Source organism: Bradyrhizobium sp. STM 3566 (assembly GCF_045571445.1).
Classification (GTDB): Bacteria; Pseudomonadota; Alphaproteobacteria; order Rhizobiales; family Xanthobacteraceae; genus Bradyrhizobium; species Bradyrhizobium vignae.
This window is the reverse complement of the sequence record NZ_CP120692.1, coordinates 2,785,381-2,806,003: the sequence shown is the minus strand read 5'-3', so window position 1 is coordinate 2,806,003 and position 20,623 is coordinate 2,785,381. Positions and strand designations below refer to the sequence as shown.

Annotated in this window: 23 protein-coding genes; 13 read left to right on the top strand and 10 right to left on the bottom strand. The window is 65.0% G+C overall.

Annotation, left to right across the window (positions count from 1 at the left end; genetic code table 11):
• Positions 1–11 precede the first annotated feature (11 nt).
• The 4 genes from P6U27_RS13275 to P6U27_RS13260 form a co-directional block, all read right to left on the bottom strand.
• Entirely contained in the window at positions 12–917 is a 906-nt protein-coding gene (locus tag P6U27_RS13275; RefSeq protein WP_122402529.1) for a MoxR family ATPase, read from the bottom strand.
• A gap of 60 nt (positions 918–977) precedes the next feature.
• Positions 978–1,784 carry a xanthine dehydrogenase family protein subunit M gene (locus P6U27_RS13270; RefSeq protein ID WP_122402528.1) on the bottom strand — a complete coding sequence of 269 codons (807 nt, stop codon included), beginning with the start codon at positions 1,782–1,784 and terminating at the stop codon, positions 978–980.
• Between the two features lie 27 nt (positions 1,785–1,811).
• Positions 1,812–2,297, bottom strand: coding sequence for a (2Fe-2S)-binding protein (locus P6U27_RS13265; RefSeq protein ID WP_014494194.1), 486 nt, complete (start codon positions 2,295–2,297; stop codon positions 1,812–1,814).
• A gap of 135 nt (positions 2,298–2,432) precedes the next feature.
• On the bottom strand, positions 2,433–2,879 hold the full coding sequence (locus tag P6U27_RS13260) for a carbon monoxide dehydrogenase subunit G (protein ID WP_018645847.1): 447 nt from the start codon (positions 2,877–2,879) through the stop codon (positions 2,433–2,435).
• Between the two features lie 171 nt (positions 2,880–3,050).
• Here P6U27_RS13260 and P6U27_RS13255 point away from each other — a divergent pair, with 171 nt between their 5' ends.
• From P6U27_RS13255 to P6U27_RS13245, 3 genes are all read left to right on the top strand, one after another.
• Complete coding sequence (locus tag P6U27_RS13255; protein WP_122402527.1) at positions 3,051–4,406, top strand: 3-carboxy-cis,cis-muconate cycloisomerase; 1,356 nt, start codon at positions 3,051–3,053, stop codon at positions 4,404–4,406.
• Between the two features lie 98 nt (positions 4,407–4,504).
• Positions 4,505–5,287 carry a 3-oxoadipate enol-lactonase gene (gene pcaD / locus P6U27_RS13250; RefSeq protein ID WP_122406584.1) on the top strand — a complete coding sequence of 261 codons (783 nt, stop codon included), beginning with the start codon at positions 4,505–4,507 and terminating at the stop codon, positions 5,285–5,287.
• A 106-nt stretch (positions 5,288–5,393) separates the two neighbouring features.
• Positions 5,394–5,786, top strand: coding sequence for a carboxymuconolactone decarboxylase family protein (locus tag P6U27_RS13245; RefSeq protein ID WP_122406583.1), 393 nt, complete (start codon positions 5,394–5,396; stop codon positions 5,784–5,786).
• Here P6U27_RS13245 and P6U27_RS13240 read toward each other — a convergent pair.
• Together P6U27_RS13240 and P6U27_RS13235 are read right to left on the bottom strand one after the other, a co-directional pair.
• Complete coding sequence (locus P6U27_RS13240; RefSeq protein ID WP_122402526.1) at positions 5,748–6,272, bottom strand: hypothetical protein; 525 nt, start codon at positions 6,270–6,272, stop codon at positions 5,748–5,750. The two genes, P6U27_RS13245 and P6U27_RS13240, sit on opposite strands and share 39 nt — an antisense overlap.
• 294 nt (positions 6,273–6,566) lie before the next feature.
• Entirely contained in the window at positions 6,567–6,737 is a 171-nt protein-coding gene (locus P6U27_RS13235; protein WP_407194174.1) for a hypothetical protein, read from the bottom strand.
• 256 nt (positions 6,738–6,993) lie between these two features.
• Here P6U27_RS13235 and P6U27_RS13230 point away from each other — a divergent pair, with 256 nt between their 5' ends.
• The 5 genes from P6U27_RS13230 (at position 6,994) to P6U27_RS13210 (ending at position 12,082) form a co-directional block, all read left to right on the top strand.
• Positions 6,994–7,911: an ABC transporter permease subunit gene (locus P6U27_RS13230; RefSeq protein ID WP_122402525.1), complete on the top strand. Its 918-nt coding sequence runs from the start codon at positions 6,994–6,996 to the stop codon at positions 7,909–7,911.
• Positions 7,912–7,923: 12 nt separating this feature from the next.
• Entirely contained in the window at positions 7,924–9,243 is a 1,320-nt protein-coding gene (gene livM / locus P6U27_RS13225; protein WP_122402524.1) for a high-affinity branched-chain amino acid ABC transporter permease LivM, read from the top strand.
• On the top strand, positions 9,240–10,073 hold the full coding sequence (locus P6U27_RS13220) for an ABC transporter ATP-binding protein (protein ID WP_407194173.1): 834 nt from the start codon (positions 9,240–9,242) through the stop codon (positions 10,071–10,073). The genes livM and P6U27_RS13220 overlap by 4 nt, the downstream gene beginning before the upstream one ends.
• Positions 10,070–10,813 (top strand): ABC transporter ATP-binding protein, encoded by a 744-nt coding sequence (locus P6U27_RS13215; RefSeq protein ID WP_122402522.1) that lies wholly within the window; start codon positions 10,070–10,072, stop codon positions 10,811–10,813. The genes P6U27_RS13220 and P6U27_RS13215 overlap by 4 nt, the downstream gene beginning before the upstream one ends.
• 150 nt (positions 10,814–10,963) lie before the next feature.
• Positions 10,964–12,082 carry a branched-chain amino acid ABC transporter substrate-binding protein gene (locus P6U27_RS13210; RefSeq protein ID WP_122402521.1) on the top strand — a complete coding sequence of 373 codons (1,119 nt, stop codon included), beginning with the start codon at positions 10,964–10,966 and terminating at the stop codon, positions 12,080–12,082.
• A 79-nt stretch (positions 12,083–12,161) separates the two neighbouring features.
• Here P6U27_RS13210 and P6U27_RS13205 read toward each other — a convergent pair whose 3' ends face one another.
• Positions 12,162–12,545, bottom strand: coding sequence for a response regulator (locus P6U27_RS13205; RefSeq protein ID WP_122402520.1), 384 nt, complete (start codon positions 12,543–12,545; stop codon positions 12,162–12,164).
• A 233-nt stretch (positions 12,546–12,778) separates the two neighbouring features.
• Between P6U27_RS13205 and P6U27_RS13200 the strand changes: the two genes are divergently transcribed.
• Together P6U27_RS13200 and P6U27_RS13195 are read left to right on the top strand one after the other, a co-directional pair.
• Entirely contained in the window at positions 12,779–15,601 is a 2,823-nt protein-coding gene (locus P6U27_RS13200; RefSeq protein ID WP_407194172.1) for a PAS domain S-box protein, read from the top strand.
• A 59-nt stretch (positions 15,602–15,660) separates the two neighbouring features.
• Positions 15,661–16,659: a P1 family peptidase gene (locus P6U27_RS13195; protein ID WP_122406582.1), complete on the top strand. Its 999-nt coding sequence runs from the start codon at positions 15,661–15,663 to the stop codon at positions 16,657–16,659.
• Between the two features lie 151 nt (positions 16,660–16,810).
• Here P6U27_RS13195 and P6U27_RS13190 read toward each other — a convergent pair whose 3' ends face one another.
• A complete protein-coding gene (locus P6U27_RS13190) occupies positions 16,811–17,587 on the bottom strand; it encodes an EF-hand domain-containing protein (protein WP_122402518.1) in 777 nt (258 codons plus the stop codon).
• Positions 17,588–17,635: 48 nt separating this feature from the next.
• Positions 17,636–17,785: a hypothetical protein gene (locus P6U27_RS13185; protein WP_160118817.1), complete on the bottom strand. Its 150-nt coding sequence runs from the start codon at positions 17,783–17,785 to the stop codon at positions 17,636–17,638.
• A 56-nt stretch (positions 17,786–17,841) separates the two neighbouring features.
• Between P6U27_RS13185 and rpe the strand changes: the two genes are divergently transcribed.
• The 3 genes from rpe to P6U27_RS13170 all read left to right on the top strand — a co-directional run bounded on the left by rpe (position 17,842) and on the right by P6U27_RS13170 (position 19,163).
• Positions 17,842–18,543 carry a ribulose-phosphate 3-epimerase gene (rpe, locus tag P6U27_RS13180; protein ID WP_100231273.1) on the top strand — a complete coding sequence of 234 codons (702 nt, stop codon included), beginning with the start codon at positions 17,842–17,844 and terminating at the stop codon, positions 18,541–18,543.
• Between the two features lie 161 nt (positions 18,544–18,704).
• Complete coding sequence (locus tag P6U27_RS13175) at positions 18,705–18,848, top strand: hypothetical protein (RefSeq protein WP_164937161.1); 144 nt, start codon at positions 18,705–18,707, stop codon at positions 18,846–18,848.
• A 144-nt stretch (positions 18,849–18,992) separates the two neighbouring features.
• Positions 18,993–19,163, top strand: coding sequence for a hypothetical protein (locus tag P6U27_RS13170; protein ID WP_164937160.1), 171 nt, complete (start codon positions 18,993–18,995; stop codon positions 19,161–19,163).
• 24 nt (positions 19,164–19,187) lie between these two features.
• Here P6U27_RS13170 and P6U27_RS13165 read toward each other — a convergent pair whose 3' ends face one another.
• Positions 19,188–20,618, bottom strand: coding sequence for a bifunctional serine/threonine-protein kinase/universal stress protein (locus P6U27_RS13165; RefSeq protein ID WP_122402517.1), 1,431 nt, complete (start codon positions 20,616–20,618; stop codon positions 19,188–19,190).
• Between the last annotated feature and the right edge of the window lie 5 nt (positions 20,619–20,623).

Here is a 20,623-nt window from a genome sequence, read left to right as displayed (position 1 = left end):
CGGAATGACGCCTAATCGCTCGTCGCTTCCTTCAGCACCTTCTGCAAGGTATCGCCCTGCATGCGGGTGATGTCGTCCTGGTACTTGAGCAGCGCGCCCAGCGTGTCGCCGACCACTTGCGGGGTGAGCGAGCGGGCATCCAACTCCGACAGCGCGGTGGCCCAGTCGATGGTCTCGGCGACCCCAGGCGACTTGTAGAAGTCCTGGTTGCGCAGTGCCTGGACGAAGCGCACCACCTGCTGCGACAGCTTTGCGGAGATGCCGGGCACGCGCGTCTTGACGATCGCAAGCTCGCGCTCGGCGGCAGGATAATCCACCCAGTGATAGAGACAGCGCCGCTTCAGCGCGTCGTGGATCTCGCGGGTGCGGTTGGAGGTGATGATGACGATCGGCGGGTACGGCGCCTTCACGGTGCCGAATTCGGGGATGGTCACCTGGAAGTCACTGAGGATTTCGAGCAGGTAGGCTTCGAACGCCTCGTCGGCGCGGTCGAGCTCGTCGATCAACAGCACCGGCGGGCCGGCGACATCGGGCTCCAGCGCCTGGAGCAGCGGCCGCTTGATCATGTAGCGATCGGCGAAGATGTCGCTCGAAAGCTGCTCGCGATCGGTGTCGCCGGCGGCTTCCGCCATCCGGATCGCGATCATCTGCGCCGCGCTGTTCCATTCGTAGACCGCGGAGGAGACGTCGAGGCCTTCGTAGCACTGCAGGCGGATCAGCTTCCGCCCCAACGCCACCGAGAGCACCTTTGCGATCTCGGTCTTGCCGACTCCGGCCTCGCCTTCCAGGAACAGCGGCCGGCCCATCCGCAGCGACAGATACGTCACCGTCGCCAGCGATCGCTCGGCAAGATAGCCGCGCGACGTCAGGAGTTCGAGCATCGCATCGACCGATGCCGGCAGGGCCGCTAGAGTCATGAAAGGCCAGTCTCGTTTACGCCCTCACCGGGCAAGCCTTGGGCCAATGAGTGAGGCCCATCATTCCTTGGCATTGGCGGCGTCGACGGCGCGCCGCGTCAGAACACCAATGAGATGTGCGCGGTATTCGGCGCTGCCGTGGATATCGCTGTTGAGGCCTTCCGCCGGCACCGTGATGCCTTCCAGCGCCTTCGAGGCGAAGCGCTTCTTCAGGGCCTCCTCGAATGCGGTGACACGGAACACGCCTTCAGACCCGGCGCCGGTGACGGCAACACGCACGTCCGAAGGACGCCGCGCCACGAACACGCCGACCAGCGCGTAGCGCGAGGCCTGGTTGCGGAATTTGACATAGGCCGCTTTCTTCGGCAGCGGGAACATCACCTTGGTGATGATCTCGTCGGCTTCCAGCGCCGTCGTGAACAGACCCTGGAAGAACTCTTCCGCCTTGAGGCGGCGCTTGTTGGTGACGATGGTGGCCCCGAGCGCGAGCACCGCGGCCGGATAGTCGGCGGTCGGATCGTTGTTGGCGAGCGAGCCGCCGATCGTGCCCTTGTGACGCACGGCGGGATCGCCGATTCCGCCGGCAAGGTTCGCCAGCGCGGGGATCGCCTCACCGACGATCGCGGAGGTCGCGACGTCGGCGTGCTTGGCGGTGGCGCCGATCACGAGCGAGCGGCCCTTCATCTCGATCGTGTTGAGCCCCTCGATGTGGGAGAGATCGACCAGATGCGGCGGGCTTGCGAGGCGCTGCTTCATGACGGGAATCAGCGTGTGGCCGCCGGCGATCACCTTGGCGTCTTCGTTCTTCACCAGGAGGTTGGCCGCCTGGCGAACGGTCCCAGGGCGATGATATTTGAATTCGTACATCTGAATGTCCTGATCGCGGGATGCGCATTACGCGAGATCGGATTTCGCCATGGCCTTGGCGCCGGCGGAGATCGAAGCGACGATGTTCTGATAGCCGGTGCAGCGGCAGAGATTGCCTTCGAGCTCCTCGCGAATTGTATGGTCGTCGAGCTCGTGGCCCTTGCGGTGCACGATGTCGATCGCAGTCATGATCATGCCGGGCGTGCAGAAGCCGCATTGCAGGCCGTGGTGCTCGCGGAAGGCCTCCTGCATCGGATGCAGCGGCGCGCCGTCGGCCGCCAGTCCCTCGATCGTCTTGACCTCGTGACCATCGGCCATCACCGCGAGCGTGGTGCAGGACTTCACGGCCTTGCCGTCGAGATGCACGACACAGGCGCCGCACTGCGAGGTGTCGCAGCCGACATGGGTGCCGGTCAGCCGCAGATTCTCGCGCAGGAACTGCACCAGAAGCGTGCGGGGATCGACATTGGCCGTCACAGGATTGCCGTTCACGATGAGGGAGATTTTTGCCATAAGCACTCTCTATCAGAGCCCCGACGGGTCCCGTCGAAGCCGTTCTTATAATTATTCCAACCCATCATATGGGCCATTGTCGCCTGGGGCAACATCACCCCGGACGCAAGCCGCCATGCCGAAAGGCGATAGGTTTCAGCCCTGTACCGCCTTGGCGAAGTTCGCGAAAAATTCGTCGGCGAGTTTCTTGGCGGTGCCGTTGATGAGGCGTTGGCCGAGCTGCGCCAACTTGCCGCCGATCTGCGCCTCGACGTCGTAGGAGAGCAGCGTGCCGCCGTCCTTCTCGGCGAGCTTGACCGCCGCGCCGCCCTTGGCGAATCCGGCCACCCCGCCCTCGCCCTCACCGGAGATCTTGTAGCCGTTCGGCGGGTCGAGGTCGGACAGCATGACCTTGCCCTTGAAGCGCGCCGACACCGGGCCGACCTTCATTTTTGCCGTCGCGCGAAAGCCGCCGTCGTCAGTCTTCTCGAGCTCCTCGCAGCCGGGGATGCAGGCTTTCAGGACCTCGGGATCGTTGAGCTTGGCCCACACGGCTTCGCGCGGCGCTGCAAGCTGGACTTCGCCGTTCATCGTCATGGCCATGAGGTGCCTCCCGGATCGCGCAACTATAGTGCTGATCAAGTAACGCAGGGACGCGGCAAAGGAAAGGGCGGCGCCAGGTCACGTGCAATGCATATTCGCAACTGCAAAAAGACGTGTACTGGCGGTAGGGGATTGGCACAGCCGGGCCATGATGATTAGGTCGCGCGCAAGATGAGCACATCTCTTTCCCCCCTGCTCGCGCCGATGCTGTCGAGCTCCGCCATGCGCGCGATCTGCGACGATCGGTCTACCCTGCAGAACATGCTCGATTTCGAGGCAGCCTTGGCACGCGCCGAGGCTGCCACCGCCGTGATTCCGGCATCTGCCGTCGGCCCGATCGAGGCCGCGTGCAAGGCCGATTCCTTCGACGTGGCCGCACTGTCCGAGGCCGCGACGCGATCGGGCAATCTCGCGATTCCCCTGGTCAAGGCGCTGACCGCCGATGTCGGCAAGAAAGACGCGGAGGCCGCACGCTACGTGCATTGGGGCGCGACCAGCCAGGACGTCATCGACACCGCAACCATGCTCACGCTTCGCGCCGGTATCGCGGCGCTGGACGCCGACCTCAGCCGCGCCATCAGGGGCTTTGCCGCACTGGCGCGCAGCCATCGCAACACCGCGATGGTGGCGCGGACCTGGCTCCAGCACGCGCTGCCGATGCCGTTCGGGCTGAAGGCGGCGGAATACGCGTCAAGCCTCGCCCGTGCGCGCTGCCGCCTGCGGCGACTCTCCCGCGATGGCCTCGCGCTGCAATTCGGAGGTGCCGCCGGCACGCTCGCCGCGCTCGGGGACAACGGGCTCGCGGTGGCCGAACGGCTGGCGCAAGAGCTCGATCTGCCGCTGCCCGAGGCGCCCTGGCATACCCATCGCGACCGCATCGCCGAGGCTGCATCCTGCTTGGCAATCCTTGCCGGCAGCTGCGGCAAGATCGCACGCGATGTCTCGCTGCTGATGCAGACCGACGTCGCCGAAGCGTTCGAGCCCGCCGGCGAAGGCCGCGGCGGCTCATCGACCATGCCGCACAAGCGCAACCCGGTCGCCGCTGCGAGCGCGCTCGGCGCGGCCACGATGGCGCCGCAGCTCGCCGCGACGATTTTCGCCGCGCAGGTGCAAGACCATGAACGCAGCGCCGGCCCGTGGCACGCGGAATGGCCGACGCTGCCGCAATTGATGCTGGTCACCTCTGGCGCGCTGGCCGCCATCGTCGACATCGCCGAGGGTCTCGAGGTCGATGCGGCGCGCATGCGCAGCAATCTCGATGCGACGCACGGGCTGATCATGGCCGAGGCGGTCACCTTTGCGCTCGCCGAGAAGCTCGGCAAGAGCGCCGCACATCATCTGGTCGAGGCCGCCAGCAAGCGCGCGGTCGCCGAGAAGAAGCATCTGCGCGAGGTGCTGTCAGGCGATTCGCAGGTCACCGCACATCTGCCGCCGGAAAAAATTGCGGCATTGTTCGAGCCGATGGCCTATCAAGGGGCGTCGCAGGCGCTGATCGACCGGCTGCTGGATTCATTGGATCTCTCCTGATGTCATTGCCGGGCTTGACCGGGCAATCCATCATCCTGGATAGATCCACTTTTTAGATGGATACGCGGGTCAAGCCCGCGCATGACGAGGAGCATGCCATGCCCATGATCGATGCCGACGGTTGCCTGCTCAACGTCTCCGTTGAAGGCCGCGATGGCGGCCCGACCCTGATGCTCTCCAACTCGCTCGGCTGCACGCTGCAGATGTGGGAGCCGCAGATGAAGGCACTCACGCAGATGTTCCGCGTCATCCGATACGATCGCCGCGGCCATGGCAAGTCCAACGTTCCGCCCGGCCCCTACACGATGGAGCGATTCGGCCGCGACGTGCTCGCGATCCTCGACGACCTCAACATCGCGAAGGTGCATTGGTGCGGCCTGTCGATGGGCGGCATGGTCGGGCAATGGCTGGGCGCCAACGCCCCTGAAAGGTTCGGCAAGCTCATCCTCGCCAACACCTCCTGCTATTACGCAGAGCCGACCAAATGGCTGGAGCGCATCGACGCCGTGAAGAAGGGCGGAATCGCAGCGGTGGCCGATGCCGTGATCGCTGGCTGGCTCACCCAGGACTTCCGCGAGCGCGAGCCTGAGATCACTGCGAAGATGAAATCGATGCTGCTGGCCTCTCCCGTCGAGGGCTATCTCGCCTGCTGCGAGGCCCTTTCAACGCTCGACCAGCGCGCGCTGCTGCCGAAGATCAAGAGCCCGACGCTGGTGATCGCCGGCCGCCACGACATGGCGACGCCGATCTCGGCGGCCGAGCTGATCCGCGCGAACATTCCCGGCGCCAGCATGACCATCATCGACGCCGCGCACATTTCCAACGTCGAGCAGCCGCACGCATTCACGGATGCGGTGGTGGGCTTTTTGACGCAGCGCTAGCCACAGCCGTCATTGCGAGCGCAGCGAAGCAAATCCAGAAAATCCCTCCGCGGTGACAGACTGGATTTGCTTCGCTGCGCTCGCAATGACGAAAAAGGAGGACGCCATGGACGACCAGAAGCGCCGCGATGCCGGCATGAACGTGCGCCGCAAAGTGCTGGGCAATGCCTGGGTCGACAAGTCGATCGCGAACCGCAATGCCTTCAACACCGATTTCCAGGACCTGATCACGCGCTATGCCTGGGGCGAGATCTGGACCCGGCCGCATTTCGACGAGCGCACGCGACGGGTGCTGGTGATCGGCACCATGGTCGCGCTCGGACAATGGGACGAATTCCGTCTGCACGTGCGTGCGGCGCTCGCCGAGGGCGGCTTCACGCCCGACGATATCAAGGAGATCCTGCTCCAGCAGGCGATTTATTGCGGCGTGCCGGCGGTGAACCACGCCGTCAAGGAAGCCTCAGCGATTGTGCAGGAGCTCGGCCTGCTCAAGACCTAGCGGTGCGGCAATCTCTGCCGTCTTGGGCGCGGCCGCCGGCTTCTCGATCACCACCACGATGGCGGCACCGAGCAAAAGCAGCAGCTCGGTCGCGTGCAGCCGGAGCGCGGCCATCTCGCCGACCTTCGAGGCCATCACCATGCTGGCGAACGAGATCAGGCTGCCGATCGCCAGCGCAATGCCGAGCGCCTCGTCGCTGCCGCCGTTCTTGCGGGTTCGGGCGACGCAGAGCTGCGCGAGGTGGATCGCGAAAAACGCCACCACCGTCAGCCGTCCGAGCGCCAACAGCCAGGCGGCACGCACCGTATCCATCCCCGCCATCTGCAGATGGTCGCTCAGGAAGAGCGCCACGGCGACGCTCGGCCGCTCGTAGAGGCCGTGCACCGGTGCAACGAAGATGTTGAAGGCGACCAGGGCCCAGGCCGGGATGAAATAAACCGCCAGCAGCGCGCCGTTGACCGAACCGATCCGCCAATTCCTGAACATGCCGCTTCCCGCTTGGTTTGCCGAGGCCTTCGACGGAAGGCAGCGGCTTTGCCGGAGCTAACTCGCATCGGACTGTGGCGGCAATTTAAACCCTTTGTTTACCTTAACTGCCCTCCACGGCCTCCCTCATTCCGGGGCAATGCGCAGCATTGAACTATGGTGCGCAGTTGCGCACCTTGGAATCTCGAGATTCCGGGTTCGGCTCTTCGAGCCGCCCCGGAATGATGGAGTAAGGCGCAAAAAAAGGCCCCGCCTCTCGGCAGGGCCTCCTTCACGCCTGGGCTCCCAGGCTCGTTATTCCTGACCGCGCTGGCCGCCCTGCTGCTGGCCGGGACGATCGCCCTGGCGCATCGGATCCTGCTGCTGCTGTCCGGGTTTGTGGCCGCCACCCTGCTGCTGTTGCGGGTTGCGCTGCCCGGTGTTCTGACTCTGCTGACCCGGATTCTGGTTCTGCTGCTTCGTCATTCGGGGAAACTCCCTTGTTGGACGTCAGGGCAAGATAACGGCCAGCACTCACTTTGGTTGCCCCGGAACCGGTTCCGTTCACGTCCGGAACCCGAGCAAAATGATCTCTGTACAAGCCTTTGTACCGAGACTTGGCCAGTTGCGGCCGCCAGTTCCCTCCTGTTACAAAACGGGAAGAACGCTCAAGGGCTGCCGGGGCCCAAGAACTCTGCAAGAGCTCCCTTTGAGCCGCGACAAGTTTGGGTAACGGCAGCTTATGGATTATTTCGCCCAGCAGCTCATCAATGGCCTCGTGCTCGGCTCGATCTACGGCCTGATCGCGATCGGCTACACGATGGTCTACGGCATCGTCGGCATGATCAACTTCGCCCATGGCGACATCTTCATGATCGGCGGCTTCATCGCCCTCATCACCTTCCTGATCCTGATCTCGCTCGGCCTCACGGCCATTCCCGTGATCCTGCTCGTCGTGCTGCTAGTGTCGATGGCGATCACGGCACTCTATGGCTGGACCATCGAGCGCATCGCATACCGGCCACTGCGTCATTCCTTCCGCCTCGCCCCGATGCTGTCGGCGATCGGCATGTCGTTCGTTCTGACCAATTATTCGCAAGTTGCGCAAGGCGCCCGCGTCAAGCCGATCCCGCCCTTCATCACCGGCGGCTACACATTGCATGAGAGCCCGGATGGGTTCGTGATCCAGCTCTCCAACATCCAGATCATGGTGGTCATCACCACAATCGTGCTGCTGGTGATCTTCAATTGGCTGGTCTCGCGCACCCGGCTCGGGCGCGACATGCGCGCCTGCGAGCAGGACCAGACCATGGCGGCGCTGCTCGGCGTCGACGTCGACCGCACCATCTCCATGACTTTCGTGATCGGCGCCGCCCTCGCTGCGGTCGCGGGCCTGATGTACCTGCTCTATTACGGCCTTGTCGATTTCTTCATGGGCTTCGTCGCCGGCATCAAGGCCTTCACCGCGGCCGTGCTCGGCGGCATCGGCTCGCTGCCGGGGGCCATGCTCGGGGGGCTCGCGATCGGCCTGATCGAGACGTTCTGGTCGGCCTATTTCTCGGTCGAATACAAGGACGTCGCGGCGTTCTCGATCCTGATCGTCGTGCTGATCTTCATGCCGACCGGCCTGCTCGGCCGTCCCGAAGTCGAAAAAGTCTGACGGACCGGCCGCGTGACAGCTCCCTCGACCAATACGGCCAAACCTGCAACGGGCATCCTCGCCCTCCTCAAAACCGCCTTCATCAACGCCCTCGTCGCGCTGGTGCTGTTCTCGCTGATGGTCGGCATCCGCACCGAGGCAGGCTCCTCCGGCCAGCTCACCTACTGGACCCGATTCGGCGAGCTCGCCTCCCTGGTCGCGATCGTGTTCGGCGGCTCGATCGTGATCGAGCTGCTGCGGCAATGGATCGGTCCGACTGGCGCCGAGAAGCTGGTGCCGCCAGCACTGCAGAGCGGCATGTCCTTGATCGGCCGCTATCTCACGCCGGCGCTACTGATCTTCACGCTGCTGGTGCCCGTGATCTTCTATGACCAGCGCTACATCCTCGATCTCGCGATCCTCGTGCTCACCTATGTGATGCTGGGCTGGGGCTTGAACGTCGTGGTCGGGCTCGCCGGCCTGCTCGATCTCGGCTACGTCGCCTTTTATGCGGTCGGTGCCTATTCCTACGGACTGCTCGCCACCAATTTCGGCTGGTCGTTCTGGATCTGCCTGCCGCTCGCCGGCATCCTCGCCGCGTTCTGGGGCGTGCTGCTCGGCTTCCCCGTGCTGCGCCTGCGCGGCGACTATCTCGCCATCGTGACGCTCGCCTTCGGCGAGATCATCCGCCTCGTCATCATCAACTGGCAGGAGCTCACCGGCGGCCCGAACGGCGTCTCCGGCATTCCCCGCCCCACCTTTTTCGGCATCCCGCTCGACAACAGCGATGAAGGGTTTGCCGCCAGGCTCGGCATCGAGTACTCGCCGACCCACCGCATCGTCTTCCTGTTCTACCTGATCCTGGCGCTTGCGCTCCTCACCAACTGGGTGACGATCCGCCTGCGCCGCCTGCCGATCGGGCGGGCATGGGAGGCCTTGCGCGAGGACGAGGTCGCCTGCCGCGCGCTCGGCATCAACACCACGACCACCAAGCTCACGGCGTTCGCGACCGGCGCCATGTTCGGCGGCTTCGCCGGTGCGTTCTTCGCCACCCGCCAGGGCTTCATCAGCCCGGAATCCTTCACTTTCCAGGAATCGGCGCTGGTGCTCGCGATCGTCGTTCTCGGCGGCATGGGCTCGCAGCTCGGCGTCGCACTCGCCGCGCTCGCCATGATCGGCGGCTTCGAGCTGTTCCGCGGCCTCGAGACCTATCGCATGCTCGTGTTCGGCATGGCGATGGTGCTGATCATGATCTGGCGGCCGCGCGGCCTGATCGGCCATCGCGCGCCGACGGTGTTTCTGACCAAGGCGCAGGCGATCTCCTCCGACCTCGTCAAGGAAGGGCACGGATGAGCGGCGACAAGATTCTCACCGTCGACCGGCTCACCATGCGCTTCGGCGGCATCGTCGCCGTGCAGGACCTCTCCTTCGACGCCGAGCGGAAGAAGATCACCGCCCTGATCGGGCCGAACGGCGCCGGCAAGACCACGGTCTTCAACTGCATCACCGGTTTTTACAAGCCGAGCGGCGGCGCCATTCGCCTCGCCCATGACGACGGCAGAGTGATCGCGCTGGAGCGGCTGAACGATTTCCGCATCGCCAAGCAGGCCAAGGTGGCGCGCACGTTCCAGAACATCCGCCTGTTTCCCGGCATGACCGCGCTGGAGAACCTGATGGTGGCGCAGCACAACGCGCTGATGCGCGCCTCCGGCTTCACCTTGCTCGGCCTTGTCGGCGCCCCCGGCTACCGCGACGCCGAAAAGCGCGCGATCGATCTCGCCACCGACTGGCTCAGGCGGGTCAACCTGCTCGACCGCGCCGACGACGCCGCCGGCAATTTCGCCTATGGCGACCAGCGCCGGTTGGAAATCGCGCGCGCAATGTGCACCGAGCCCGCCCTGTTGTGCCTGGACGAACCCGCAGCCGGCCTCAATGCGCGCGAGAGCGCGGCCTTGAGCGAGCTCCTGCTCTCGATCCGGAACGAGCTCGGCACCTCGATCCTGCTGATCGAGCACGACATGTCGGTGGTGATGCAGATCTCCGACCACATCGTGGTGATGGACCATGGCGTGAAGATCGCGGAAGGCACGCCGCGCGAGGTCCGCGACGATCCCAAGGTGATCGCCGCCTATCTCGGCGCCGACGAGGAAGAGGCCGTAGCCGTGATGGAGAGTGGGACGTGACATCGGCGCCCACTCCCCTGCTCGCGATCCGGGGCCTTCGCGCCGCCTACGGCAAGATCGAGGCGCTGAAGGGCGTCGATGTCGAGATCAATGCCGGCGAGATCGTAGCCCTGATTGGCGCCAACGGCGCCGGCAAGTCGACGCTGATGATGACGATCTTCGGCAAGCCGCGCGCCCGCGCCGGCCAGATCCTCTTCGAAGGCCGCGACATCACCGACGTGCCTACCCACGAGATTGCGCATTTGCGCATCGCGCAATCGCCGGAAGGCCGCCGCATCTTCCCGCGCATGAGCGTTGCGGAGAACCTTCAGATGGGGGCGGACTCCACCGAATGCAGCGATGCCGAACGCGAGGCGATGCTGCAACGCGTGTTCACGCTGTTTCCGCGGCTGAAGGAACGCTATGCCCAGCGCGGTGGAACCCTGTCCGGCGGCGAGCAGCAGATGCTGGCAATCGGCCGCGCGCTGATGAGCCGCCCCCGCCTGCTCCTGCTCGACGAACCCTCGCTCGGGCTGGCACCGCTGATCGCACGCCAGATTTTCGATGCGATCCGCACCCTGAACCGGCAGGACGGCCTGACCGTCCTGATCGTCGAGCAGAACGCCAACCATGCGCTCAAGCTCGCCCATCGCGGCTATGTCATGGTCAATGGCCTGATCACGCTGGCGGGGACCGGCGCCGAGCTGCTGCAGCGCCCCGAGATTCGCGCCGCCTATCTGGAAGGCGGCCGGCACGGCTGAGTCCGGCCATCTGCGGCGCAATGTGGCGAGATATCTCCGCCAATGCCCGTATTTTGCCGGTGACTTCTCCTCGGATTCATTCAAGAATGGCGGCGGTTTGAACCGGGCATTCCCGGCAACTTCCACAGGCGACCACCCGCGAGGTATCTCATGAAATCACTGAAGCTCATCGGTCTGGCATTCGGCGCATCGATCGCGCTGTCGAGCGCGGCATTCGCGCAGGATGTCACCGTCGCAGTCGCAGGCCCGATGACGGGCGGCGAGTCCGCCTTCGGCCGCCAGATGAAGAACGGCGCCGAGATGGCCGTGGCCGATATCAATGCCGCCGGCGGCCTCAACGGCAAGAAGCTCGCGCTCTCCATCGAAGACGACGCTTGCGACCCCAAGCAGGCGCGCTCGATCGCCGAAAAGATCGCCGGCGCGAAAATCCCGTTCGTGGCCGGGCACTACTGCTCGTCATCGTCGATCCCGGCCTCGGAAGCCTATGCCGATGGCAACGTGCTCCAGATCACGCCGGCCTCGACCAACCCGCTGTTCACCGAGCGCAAGCTCTGGAACGTGGCTCGCGTCTGCGGCCGTGACGATCAGCAGGGCCTGATCGCCGCGCAGTACATCGCCAAGAACTTCAAGGGCAAGAACATCGCCATCCTCAACGACAAGACCACCTACGGCAAGGGTCTTGCCGACGAGACCAAGAAGGCACTCAACAAGGCCGGCATCACCGAGAAGATGTACGAGTCCTACAACAAGGGCGACAAGGACTTCAACGCGATCGTCTCGCGCCTGAAGCGCGACAACATCGACCTCGTCTATGTCGGCGGCTATCATCAGGAGAGCGGCCTGATCCTGCGCCAGATGCGCGACCAGGGCCTCAAGACCGTGCTGATGGCGGGCGACGCACTGGCCGACAAGGAGTACGCCTCCATCACCGGCCCTGCCGGCGAGGGCACGCTGTTCACCTTCGGCCCCGACCCGCGCAACAAGCCGACCGCGAAGAAGATCGTCGAGGCTTTCAAGGCGAAGGGCATCGATCCCGAGGGCTACACGCTCTACACCTACGCAGCGATGCAGGTGTGGTCGCAGGCGGCCAAGAAGGCGGGCACCACCGACGCCAAGAAGGTCATGGCGGCGATGAAGGCCGGCAAGTGGGACACCGTGATCGGCCCGATCGAGTATGACGCCAAGGGCGACATCAAGCAGATCGACTACGTCGTCTACAAGTGGGACGCCAAGGGCGGCTACGCCGAGATCGCGGGCAGCGGCACCTAGCCGCTGGCCTGGACCTCAATCCCCTCAATCATCACCGCGCCCCGGGCTTACCCCGGGGCGTTTCTTCTTGCGGCAGGGATCAGACGACTGCGGGCAGCTCGCCGGCCGCGGCCTGGGCCTTCCGCAATGCTTGCAGGAGATCGTTCGGCCGAAACGGCTTTTGCAGGCAGACTACGTTGGCGAGGAGGGGCGATTGGTCCATGAAATCGAGCGCCGTCATCCCGGACACCGCAATGACGGGGAGCGCCGGGGCGCGCTCGCGCAGGGTCGCAATGACGTCGACGCCGCTGGCGTCGCCGAGGAAGATGTCGACGATCGCCGCGTCGAAGGAGCTTTCCGCGAAGGCCTTCAGTCCGGCTGCGCCGCTCTCGGCCTCCTCGACCTCGAAACGATTGACCCGAAGCACCATCGCCATCATCGTGCGGACGCCCTTCTGGTCATCGATGATGAGGACGCGAGGCATTGGGAACAACTCCCGATGTTGATCAAATCGCCTGATCCAGCCTGGAACCCGCCGCGGCAGAGTGGCATTATGGCACCGTCCCAGTAAAGCGCGTCTTACCTGCCCTAATTCCGTGTTCCCACCGAAATTAAGTAAGCTGTAACCTTTGGTTGAGTCGTAACCGGGTTCCTTCACAAGCTGCGTCCAGAACCCGCTACCATGACGGAACTGCCGACCGAATGAGACCAGCGGAGATGCTCAAGACCCTGCTCAAGACGGACCCGCGAGAGGTGGACGTGCCTGCGACGATCGACCGAAGCACATTTCTTTCGACCCTGCCGGCCACTTCGACCGACCGCAGCGCAGCATTGACGATTGTCGGCGTGTCCTCCCTCCTGTTCGCAGCGGCCGCGCCGTTCGCCGGTACCCCGCTGCAGCCGGTCCCGGCCTTCGTCGCGAGTTATCAATCGGCGCTTGCCGTAAGCGACATCGTCACGGCAGTGCTGCTGCTGTCGCAATTTGCGGTCATGCGGACCCGCGCACTGCTGTGGCTCGCGACCGGCTATCTCTTCACCGCCGCTGCCGCCCTGGTTCACGCCCTCACCTTCCCCGGACTGTTCGCACCAAGCGGGCTCTTTGGCGCGGGCCGGCAGACCACGGTCTGGCTCTACATGATCTGGCATGCCGGTTTTCCGTTGTGCGTGATGGGTTACGCCTGGCTGAAGGACAAGGACGGTGGTCCGCAGATTCGCGGTCCGGCAAGCAGTGCGATTTCAGCCAGCGTGCTCGGCGTCATCGCCGCGATCGCCGTCTTCGCCTGGATCGTGACTGCACAGCACGATCTGTTGCCGGTCCTGTTGCGCGACGGTCACTACACGGCGACCATGATTGGGGTCGTGTCCTTCGTGTGGTCGCTCAGCTTCGCCGCGCTGGTCTCGCTCTGGTTCCGCAGGCCGCATACGGTGATCGACGTCTGGCTCATGGTGGTCATGTGCGCCTGGCTGTTCGACATCGCGCTGTCGGCGATCGTCAACGTCGCGCGCTTCGATCTCGGCTTCTACGCCGGCCGGCTCTACGGCCTCGCCGCGGCGACCTTGGTGCTCGCGGTGCTTCTCATCGAGAACGTCCGCCTTCAGGCGCATACGGTCGGCCTCGTCGGGAGGCTGCGCCAGCAATCGGCCTCGGAACGCGATTACTACGGCAAGCGCCTCGCGCTGTACGGCGCAGTGGTCGAGTCGTCCAATGACGCCATCATCACGAAAACGCTCGACGGTATCATCACCGGCTGGAACAAGGCCGCCGAACATCTGTTCGGCTATTCCGCAGCGGAGGCGGTCGGCAAGCCGATCGACATCATCGTGCCGCCGGATCGCAAGAGCGAAGTCAGGAGCATTCTCAACCGGGTCGCCAGCAACGAATCGATCGCCCAGCACGAGACGGTTCGTCTCCGGAAAGACGGCCGCCCGCTCGACGTCGTTCTGAACATTTCACCGCTGCGGACCGACACGGGAGAGATCATCGGCGTCTCCAAGATCGCCCATGACATCACCGAAGAGAAACAGGCGAGAGAGAAGCTGCGCCGCGAAACCGAAGAGCGCCAGCGCATCTTCGAGACATCGCAGGACCTGATCCTGGTCACCGACGGCTATGGCAATTTCGTCCAGGTCAGCCCGAGCGTGAAGAACATCCTCGGCTACAGCCCCGAGGACATGGTCGGGCACAGCGCGACCGAGTTCATCCACCCCGACGATCTCGAGAAGACCCGGAACGAGATGCGCGCAGCCCGTCGTGGCGCGGTCAAGCGCAGTTTCGAGGCGCGCTACTACCACTACGATGGTCACGAGGTCACGCTGAACTGGATGGGCACCTGGTCGGAGCCGGTGAAGCGCCACTACTTCATCGGCCGTGACCTCACCGACAAGCAGGCCGCCGAAGCGCAGCTCCGGCAGGTCCAGAAGATGGACTCCATCGGCCAGTTGACCGGCGGCGTCGCCCACGACTTCAACAACGTGCTGACCGTCATCACGGGCACGATCGGCATTCTCAGCGACGCGGTCGCCGACCGGCCCGAGCTTGCCGCCATCACCAAGCTGATCGACGATGCCGCCGAGCGCGGCGCGCAGCTGACCAGGCACCTGCTCGCCTTCGCGCGCAAGCAGCCGCTGCAGCCGCGCGAGATCGACGTCAACGCGCTGGTGCTCGAAGCCGCCAAGCTGCTGCATCCCACCCTCGGCGAGCAGATCGCCATCATGCCGCAGCTCACCGAGGATGCCTGGCCGACGCTGGTCGATCCGGGCCAGCTGTCCACCGCGATCCTCAATCTCGCGCTGAATGCGCGCGACGCCATGCCGGACGGCGGCACCCTGGTGCTGGAGACCCGCAACATCTTCCTCGACGACGGCTATGCCAGCATGAATCTCGATGTCGTGGCCGGCAATTACGTGATGATCGCGGTCAGCGATACCGGCAGCGGAATCCCTGCGGAGCTGATCGACCGGGTCTTTGATCCCTTCTTCACCACCAAGGAGGTCGGTAAGGGCACTGGCCTCGGCCTCAGCATGGTGTTCGGCTTCGTCAAGCAGTCGGGCGGCCACATCAAGATCTACAGCGAGGAAGGGCACGGCACGAGCGTGAAGATCTACCTGCCGCGCTCGACCGGAGTGCAGGAGACCGAGTTCGAGGCGCTCCAGAACGCGCCCATCACCGGCGGCAATGAGAAGATCCTGATCGTCGAGGACGACGCGCTGGTGCGGCAGTATGTCGTGACGCAGGTCAAGAGCCTCGGCTATACCGCGCTCGAGGCCGCCAACGGCGCCGAGGCGCTCAAGATCATCGACAGCGACGAGACCATCGACCTGCTCTTCACCGACGTCATCATGCCCGGCAACATGAACGGCCGCCAGCTTGCTGACGAAGCGGCCCGGCGCCGCCCCGACCTGAAGACGTTGTTCACCTCGGGCTACACCGAAAACGCCATCGTCCATCACGGCCGGCTGGATTCCGGCGTGCTGCTATTGGCAAAACCGTACCGCAAGTCCGAGCTGGCCAAGATGCTGAGGACCGCGCTCGCCAGTTGAGCCTGCGGCATCGCTGCGCTATCGCAGATCGCGAATTGCTCTCAACGACGAGGGTCGCCTTGAAGAACCTTCTCACCGATATCGCCGGCGTCCGGGTCGGCCATGCCGAAGATGCGAAAGTCGCTTCCGGCGCGACCGCGATCATCTTCGATTCTCCCGCGATCGCCGCGATCGACGTTCGCGGCGGCGGCCCCGGCACACGCGAGGATGCGCTGCTCGATCTCGCCAACACGGTCGAGCGCGTCGACGCGATCGCGCTGTCGGGCGGCTCCGCCTTTGGCCTCGATACTGGCGGCGGCGTACAGGCATGGCTCGCCGAGCAGGGCCGCGGCTTCAGGGTTCGCGAAGCGCTGATCCCGATCGTGCCGGGGGCGATCCTGTTCGACCTGCTCAATGCCGGTGACAAGGCCTGGGGACGCTTCTCGCCCTATCGCGACCTCGGCTACGCCGCGGCGGCCACCGCCACCAGCGCGGACTTCGCGCTCGGCAGCGTCGGCGCCGGCTTCGGCGCCACCACGGCAACGTTCAAGGGCGGGCTCGGCTCGGCCTCGGCCGTGACGCCTGACGGCGTGAAGGTCGCGGCGATCGTCGCCGTCAACGCGGTCGGCACTGTCACCGTCGGCGACGGGCCGTGGTTCTGGGCGGCACCGTTCGAGGTGGGCGGCGAATTCGGCGGACGCGGCCTGCCGGACAAGTTCACCGACGACATGCTGCGCATGCGCATCAAGGGCGGTCCCGCGGCGACCGCGCGCGAAAACACCACCATCGGCGCCGTCGTCACCGACGCGGTGCTGACCAAACCCCAGGCCAAGCGGCTGGCAATGATCGCGCACACCGGCTTTGCCCGCGCGATCTATCCGGTGCATGCGCCGACCGACGGTGACGTGCTGTTTGCCGCCGCCACGTGCGAAAAGCCGATCGAACCGCTGGCCGGCCTCACCGAGCTCGGCACGATCGCAGCCAATGTGGTCGCACGCGCCATCGCCCGCGGTGTCTACAGCGCGACGGCGTTGCCGTTCCCCGGTGCGCAGCCGGCGTGGAGGGACAGGTTCGGCTAGCGCCCCACATCGGGTGTCATCGCCCGGCGACCGGGCGATTCCAGAGACGGTTGTGATTGAACCGGAAGGCCGCGGCGTACTGGATGCCCCGGTCAAGCCTGGTCAAGCCGGGGCATGACAGCGTCATTTGCCGAGGGAGAGCGCTCTTCGTTCACACGCTCATCGACGTCGAAGAGGACGCGGTCGCGGAGGCGGCCTGCGCCTGGCGCTGCATCATCTGCCCGAACCAGTCATAAGGCGAATTGCCGCCGCCGTTCGCCTTCGAGCTGCTGGAGGCGCCCGGCACCGTGGTCGACATCTTGAAGCCGTCGGCATAGGTGACGGTGGTGGTGGTCGAGCCGTCGGCGTTGGTCGTCGTGGTCGAGGTCGATCCGCCGCTCGACGACGAGGAATCCGAGCCGCTGCCGGAGGCGTCGCCCGCGCCATGGGCGTGGTGACCGCGATGACCGCTCTTCAGCGCCTTCGACATCTCATCCAGACTGACGCTGCCGTCCGCATTCGAATCCAGCTTCGAGAACACGTCATCGGCCTGCGCCAGATTGGTGCCGCCGGCGCCGAGCGCATCCTCGAATTCCGACTTGGTGATGCTGCCGTCGCCGTCGGTATCGATTTGCGAGAACAGGTGCTTCAGCGCGGCATCCCGGCCGTTCGACGCCGAGGGTGCCGAATTCGACGAGACCGAGCTGTCCGCCGACTGGCTCTGCGCAGCAAACAACGCGTTCATCGTCTCCGGCGAGATCTGCGGATATTTGCCCGCATTGACCGACGAACTCGCCCCGCCCGTCGTGCTGCTGCCGCTGTCGATCGCGAACGGGTTGAGCGGCGCGCTCTGCGAAGATCCCGTCTTCTGCGTCGACGACGATTTCGCGTTGGTCAGCGACTGGATCGCATCGAGCGCGCTCGATACGGCACCAAGGGCGAACAACATTGCACAACTCCAACCGATGCGGCATGCCGCGGCCAATGTTCTGTCAGGTCAGATCAGCAAGCGACGTGCCAGCGCGAAAAGTTCAATGAAATCCGCATTCACCACGCTTTGCAGGCCGTGGGAACGTCGGCAATTCATGCCGCCGGCGGCAGAAATTTCCGCCCACAGGAAGCCCGCCCCTCCTGCATTGCCCGCCACGGAGGCCCATGTTAGGCGAGGCCATTCGTCGTCCGTCCGCCACGGGAAAACGCGCCATGACCCAAGCCTTCGCCCCCCGCCCCCTGGCCATCGCGCCCTCGATCCTGGCCTCGGACTTTTCGAAGCTCGGCGAGGAGGTCCGCGCGGTCGACGCCGCCGGCGCCGACTGGATCCATCTCGACGTGATGGACGGGCATTTCGTTCCCAACATCTCCTATGGTCCCGACGTCATCAAGGCGATGCGCCCGCACACCAAGAAGATCTTCGACGCGCATCTGATGATCTCGCCCTGCGATCCCTATCTCGAGGCCTTCGCGAAAGCCGGCTGCGACCACATCACCGTACATGCCGAGGCAGGTCCCCACCTGCACCGTTCGCTCCAGGCCATCCGCGCGCTCGGCAAGAAGGCCGGCGTCTCGCTCAATCCGGCAACGCCGATCAGCGCGCTCGAATACGTCCTTGACCTCGTCGACCTCGTGCTGGTCATGTCGGTCAATCCCGGCTTCGGTGGCCAGGCCTTCATCCCCTCTGCGATCGGCAAGATCCGCGACATCCGCGCGATGACGGCGGGCCGTCCGATCGACATCGAGGTCGACGGCGGCGTCGGCCCCGATGTTGCGGGCGCGCTCGCCGCGGCCGGCGCCAACGCCTTCGTCGCCGGCACTTCGGTGTTCAGGGGCGGCACGCTGGAATCCTACAAGACCAACATCGCCGCGATCCGCAACGCGGCGCTGGGGGCCCGCGGCGAAGCGATTTGATCTGGATCGAGCGACACAGCGGATGCAGATGACCCGTGGCATTTGCGGGTGCTGCAGCGCGCAAAGGTTAAAATTGCAATCCTGATCCGTACTCATCCGGACTTCACTGATTCGCGCAAATCATCGCAAGTGATCCTGCCTGCTTTTGACGGGAGCACATCATGACGACGACCCTGATTTGGACTGCCGTAGCGTTGTGGTTCGGGTTCAATGCAGCGATTGCAGCTCGCAGCCTCTACGTGGCGCGACCGGTAAAGGCCGCATCCTTTGCCCGCATCATCCACCTTCATCGCCGCCGGGGATGATGCCATGCAGCTTGCACCTGTGAAGCGTTAGCCGAAGCGCAGGTGCCGCATTCCACGCCGCCCGCATCCCAGCCTCGATTTTATTTCTTCGGCCGACCTCGCCACGCAGGCCGACACTCAGAATCCTTTTTCCCGGACCGTCCCATGAAACCGCATTGCCCGAACTGCCTGAAGGAAATGACCAAGGGGTCCGCGTCGCACACCCTGTTCAGTTGCGAGCCCTGCCGCGAGATCATCCAGTATTTTGGCAGCGCGGATCACGGCGATCCCGGCCCGCAATTCTCCTGGCCAATCCGCCGCAAGCAAGCGGCCTGATCCACGCGCAGGACGTCAGACGGCCTAACCCGCCATTTCTGACCCGCCAGCGTCCCCAGCCATCCGCGGCGGCCGCACCACGGTGACGGTGCAGGTCGCCTCCGAGGCCACCTTGGCGGAGACGCTGCCGAGCAGCGTGCGCCTGAACGAGCTCTGCCGCGCGCCGATGATGACGTGGTCGACCTGGTTCGCCTCGGCGAACTCCAGGATCGCGGCGGCGGGATCGATGGCTTCCAGCACATGAACCGACAGCCGGCTCTCGTCCAGCTTGAGCGGCGTCGCCCAATGCCGGAGCGCGACCAGGCGGTCGATATGCTTGTTGGAGCCCTGCTCGTCGAGCGTCCGATCGATCGCGATGCGGTTCAGCTTGAGCACGTTGAGGCAGGCAAGCCGCGCCGAGGGCAGCGTGGCGAGAATGCGCTCGGTTGTCACGCGCAGAGCCTCGTTCAGCTCCGGTGTGCCTTCCACCGTATCGAGCGCCACGGCGAGGATTGGGCTCGACGCGATCTGCGCCGCGACGTCCGATTTCGCACGCGGCTGCATGACGCCCTGATTGAAGCGGCGCCGCCACACAACGCCTAAGGGGTCACGGTTCAGCCGCTCCGCGCGCGCGGTGAGCTTGACCTGGTCCGGATGGGCGAGATCGAAAGCGAGTTGGGATGCCGTCGGATAGCGCCACACCGGCTCGATCTCCAGACAGCGCAGCACGACTTCCTGGAGCCAGGGCGGATAGTCGGCGCGAAGCGCGCGCGGCGGATGCGGATCGCGCCACAGCCGGCGCCGCATCGCGCGCAAGGTCTCGCCCTCACCGAACGGACGCTCGCCCGTGGTGAAGAAATAGAGCAGCACGCCGAGCGAGAACAGGTCGCTGCGCGGGTCGTCGCGCACCCCGAGCAGCCGCTCAGGCGCCATATAGGGCGCGGTGCCGTAAGGCAGGCGGAACTCCTCCTGCAACAGATCAGGCAGATGGTTATGATGCGAGAGGCCGTAGTCGATCAGCACCGCCTCGCCGCTCTCGCGGAACATGATGCTGCTCGGCTTGATGTCGTGATGGATCACGTTCTGCCGGTGCAGGTCGGCGAGCGCGGTCGCGATCTTCGCAACGAGCTGCCGCGCCTCGTCATACGGCAGCGGCAGGTCGGGCAGCCGCTTGTAGAGCGTGGTCCCGGAGATGCGCTCGATCACGACATAGGCCTGGTGCGCGAAATCGCCGGTGCCGAAACACGCAGGCACATGTGGCCCGGCGAGCCGCGGCAGAATCATCATCTCCATCTCGAAGGAGACGATCGCGGCGGGGTCCTCGCCCTCAGACACCCGCGGGATCTTCATCAGCAAGGGCACGTCGATGCCGGGATGGGTGACGGTCCACAGCGTCGCCATGCCGCCGGCATGCACGCATTCGCCGATCGTGTAACCGTCGATCACCGCGCCTGACCTGACCAGGGGTTTCGGCATCGGCC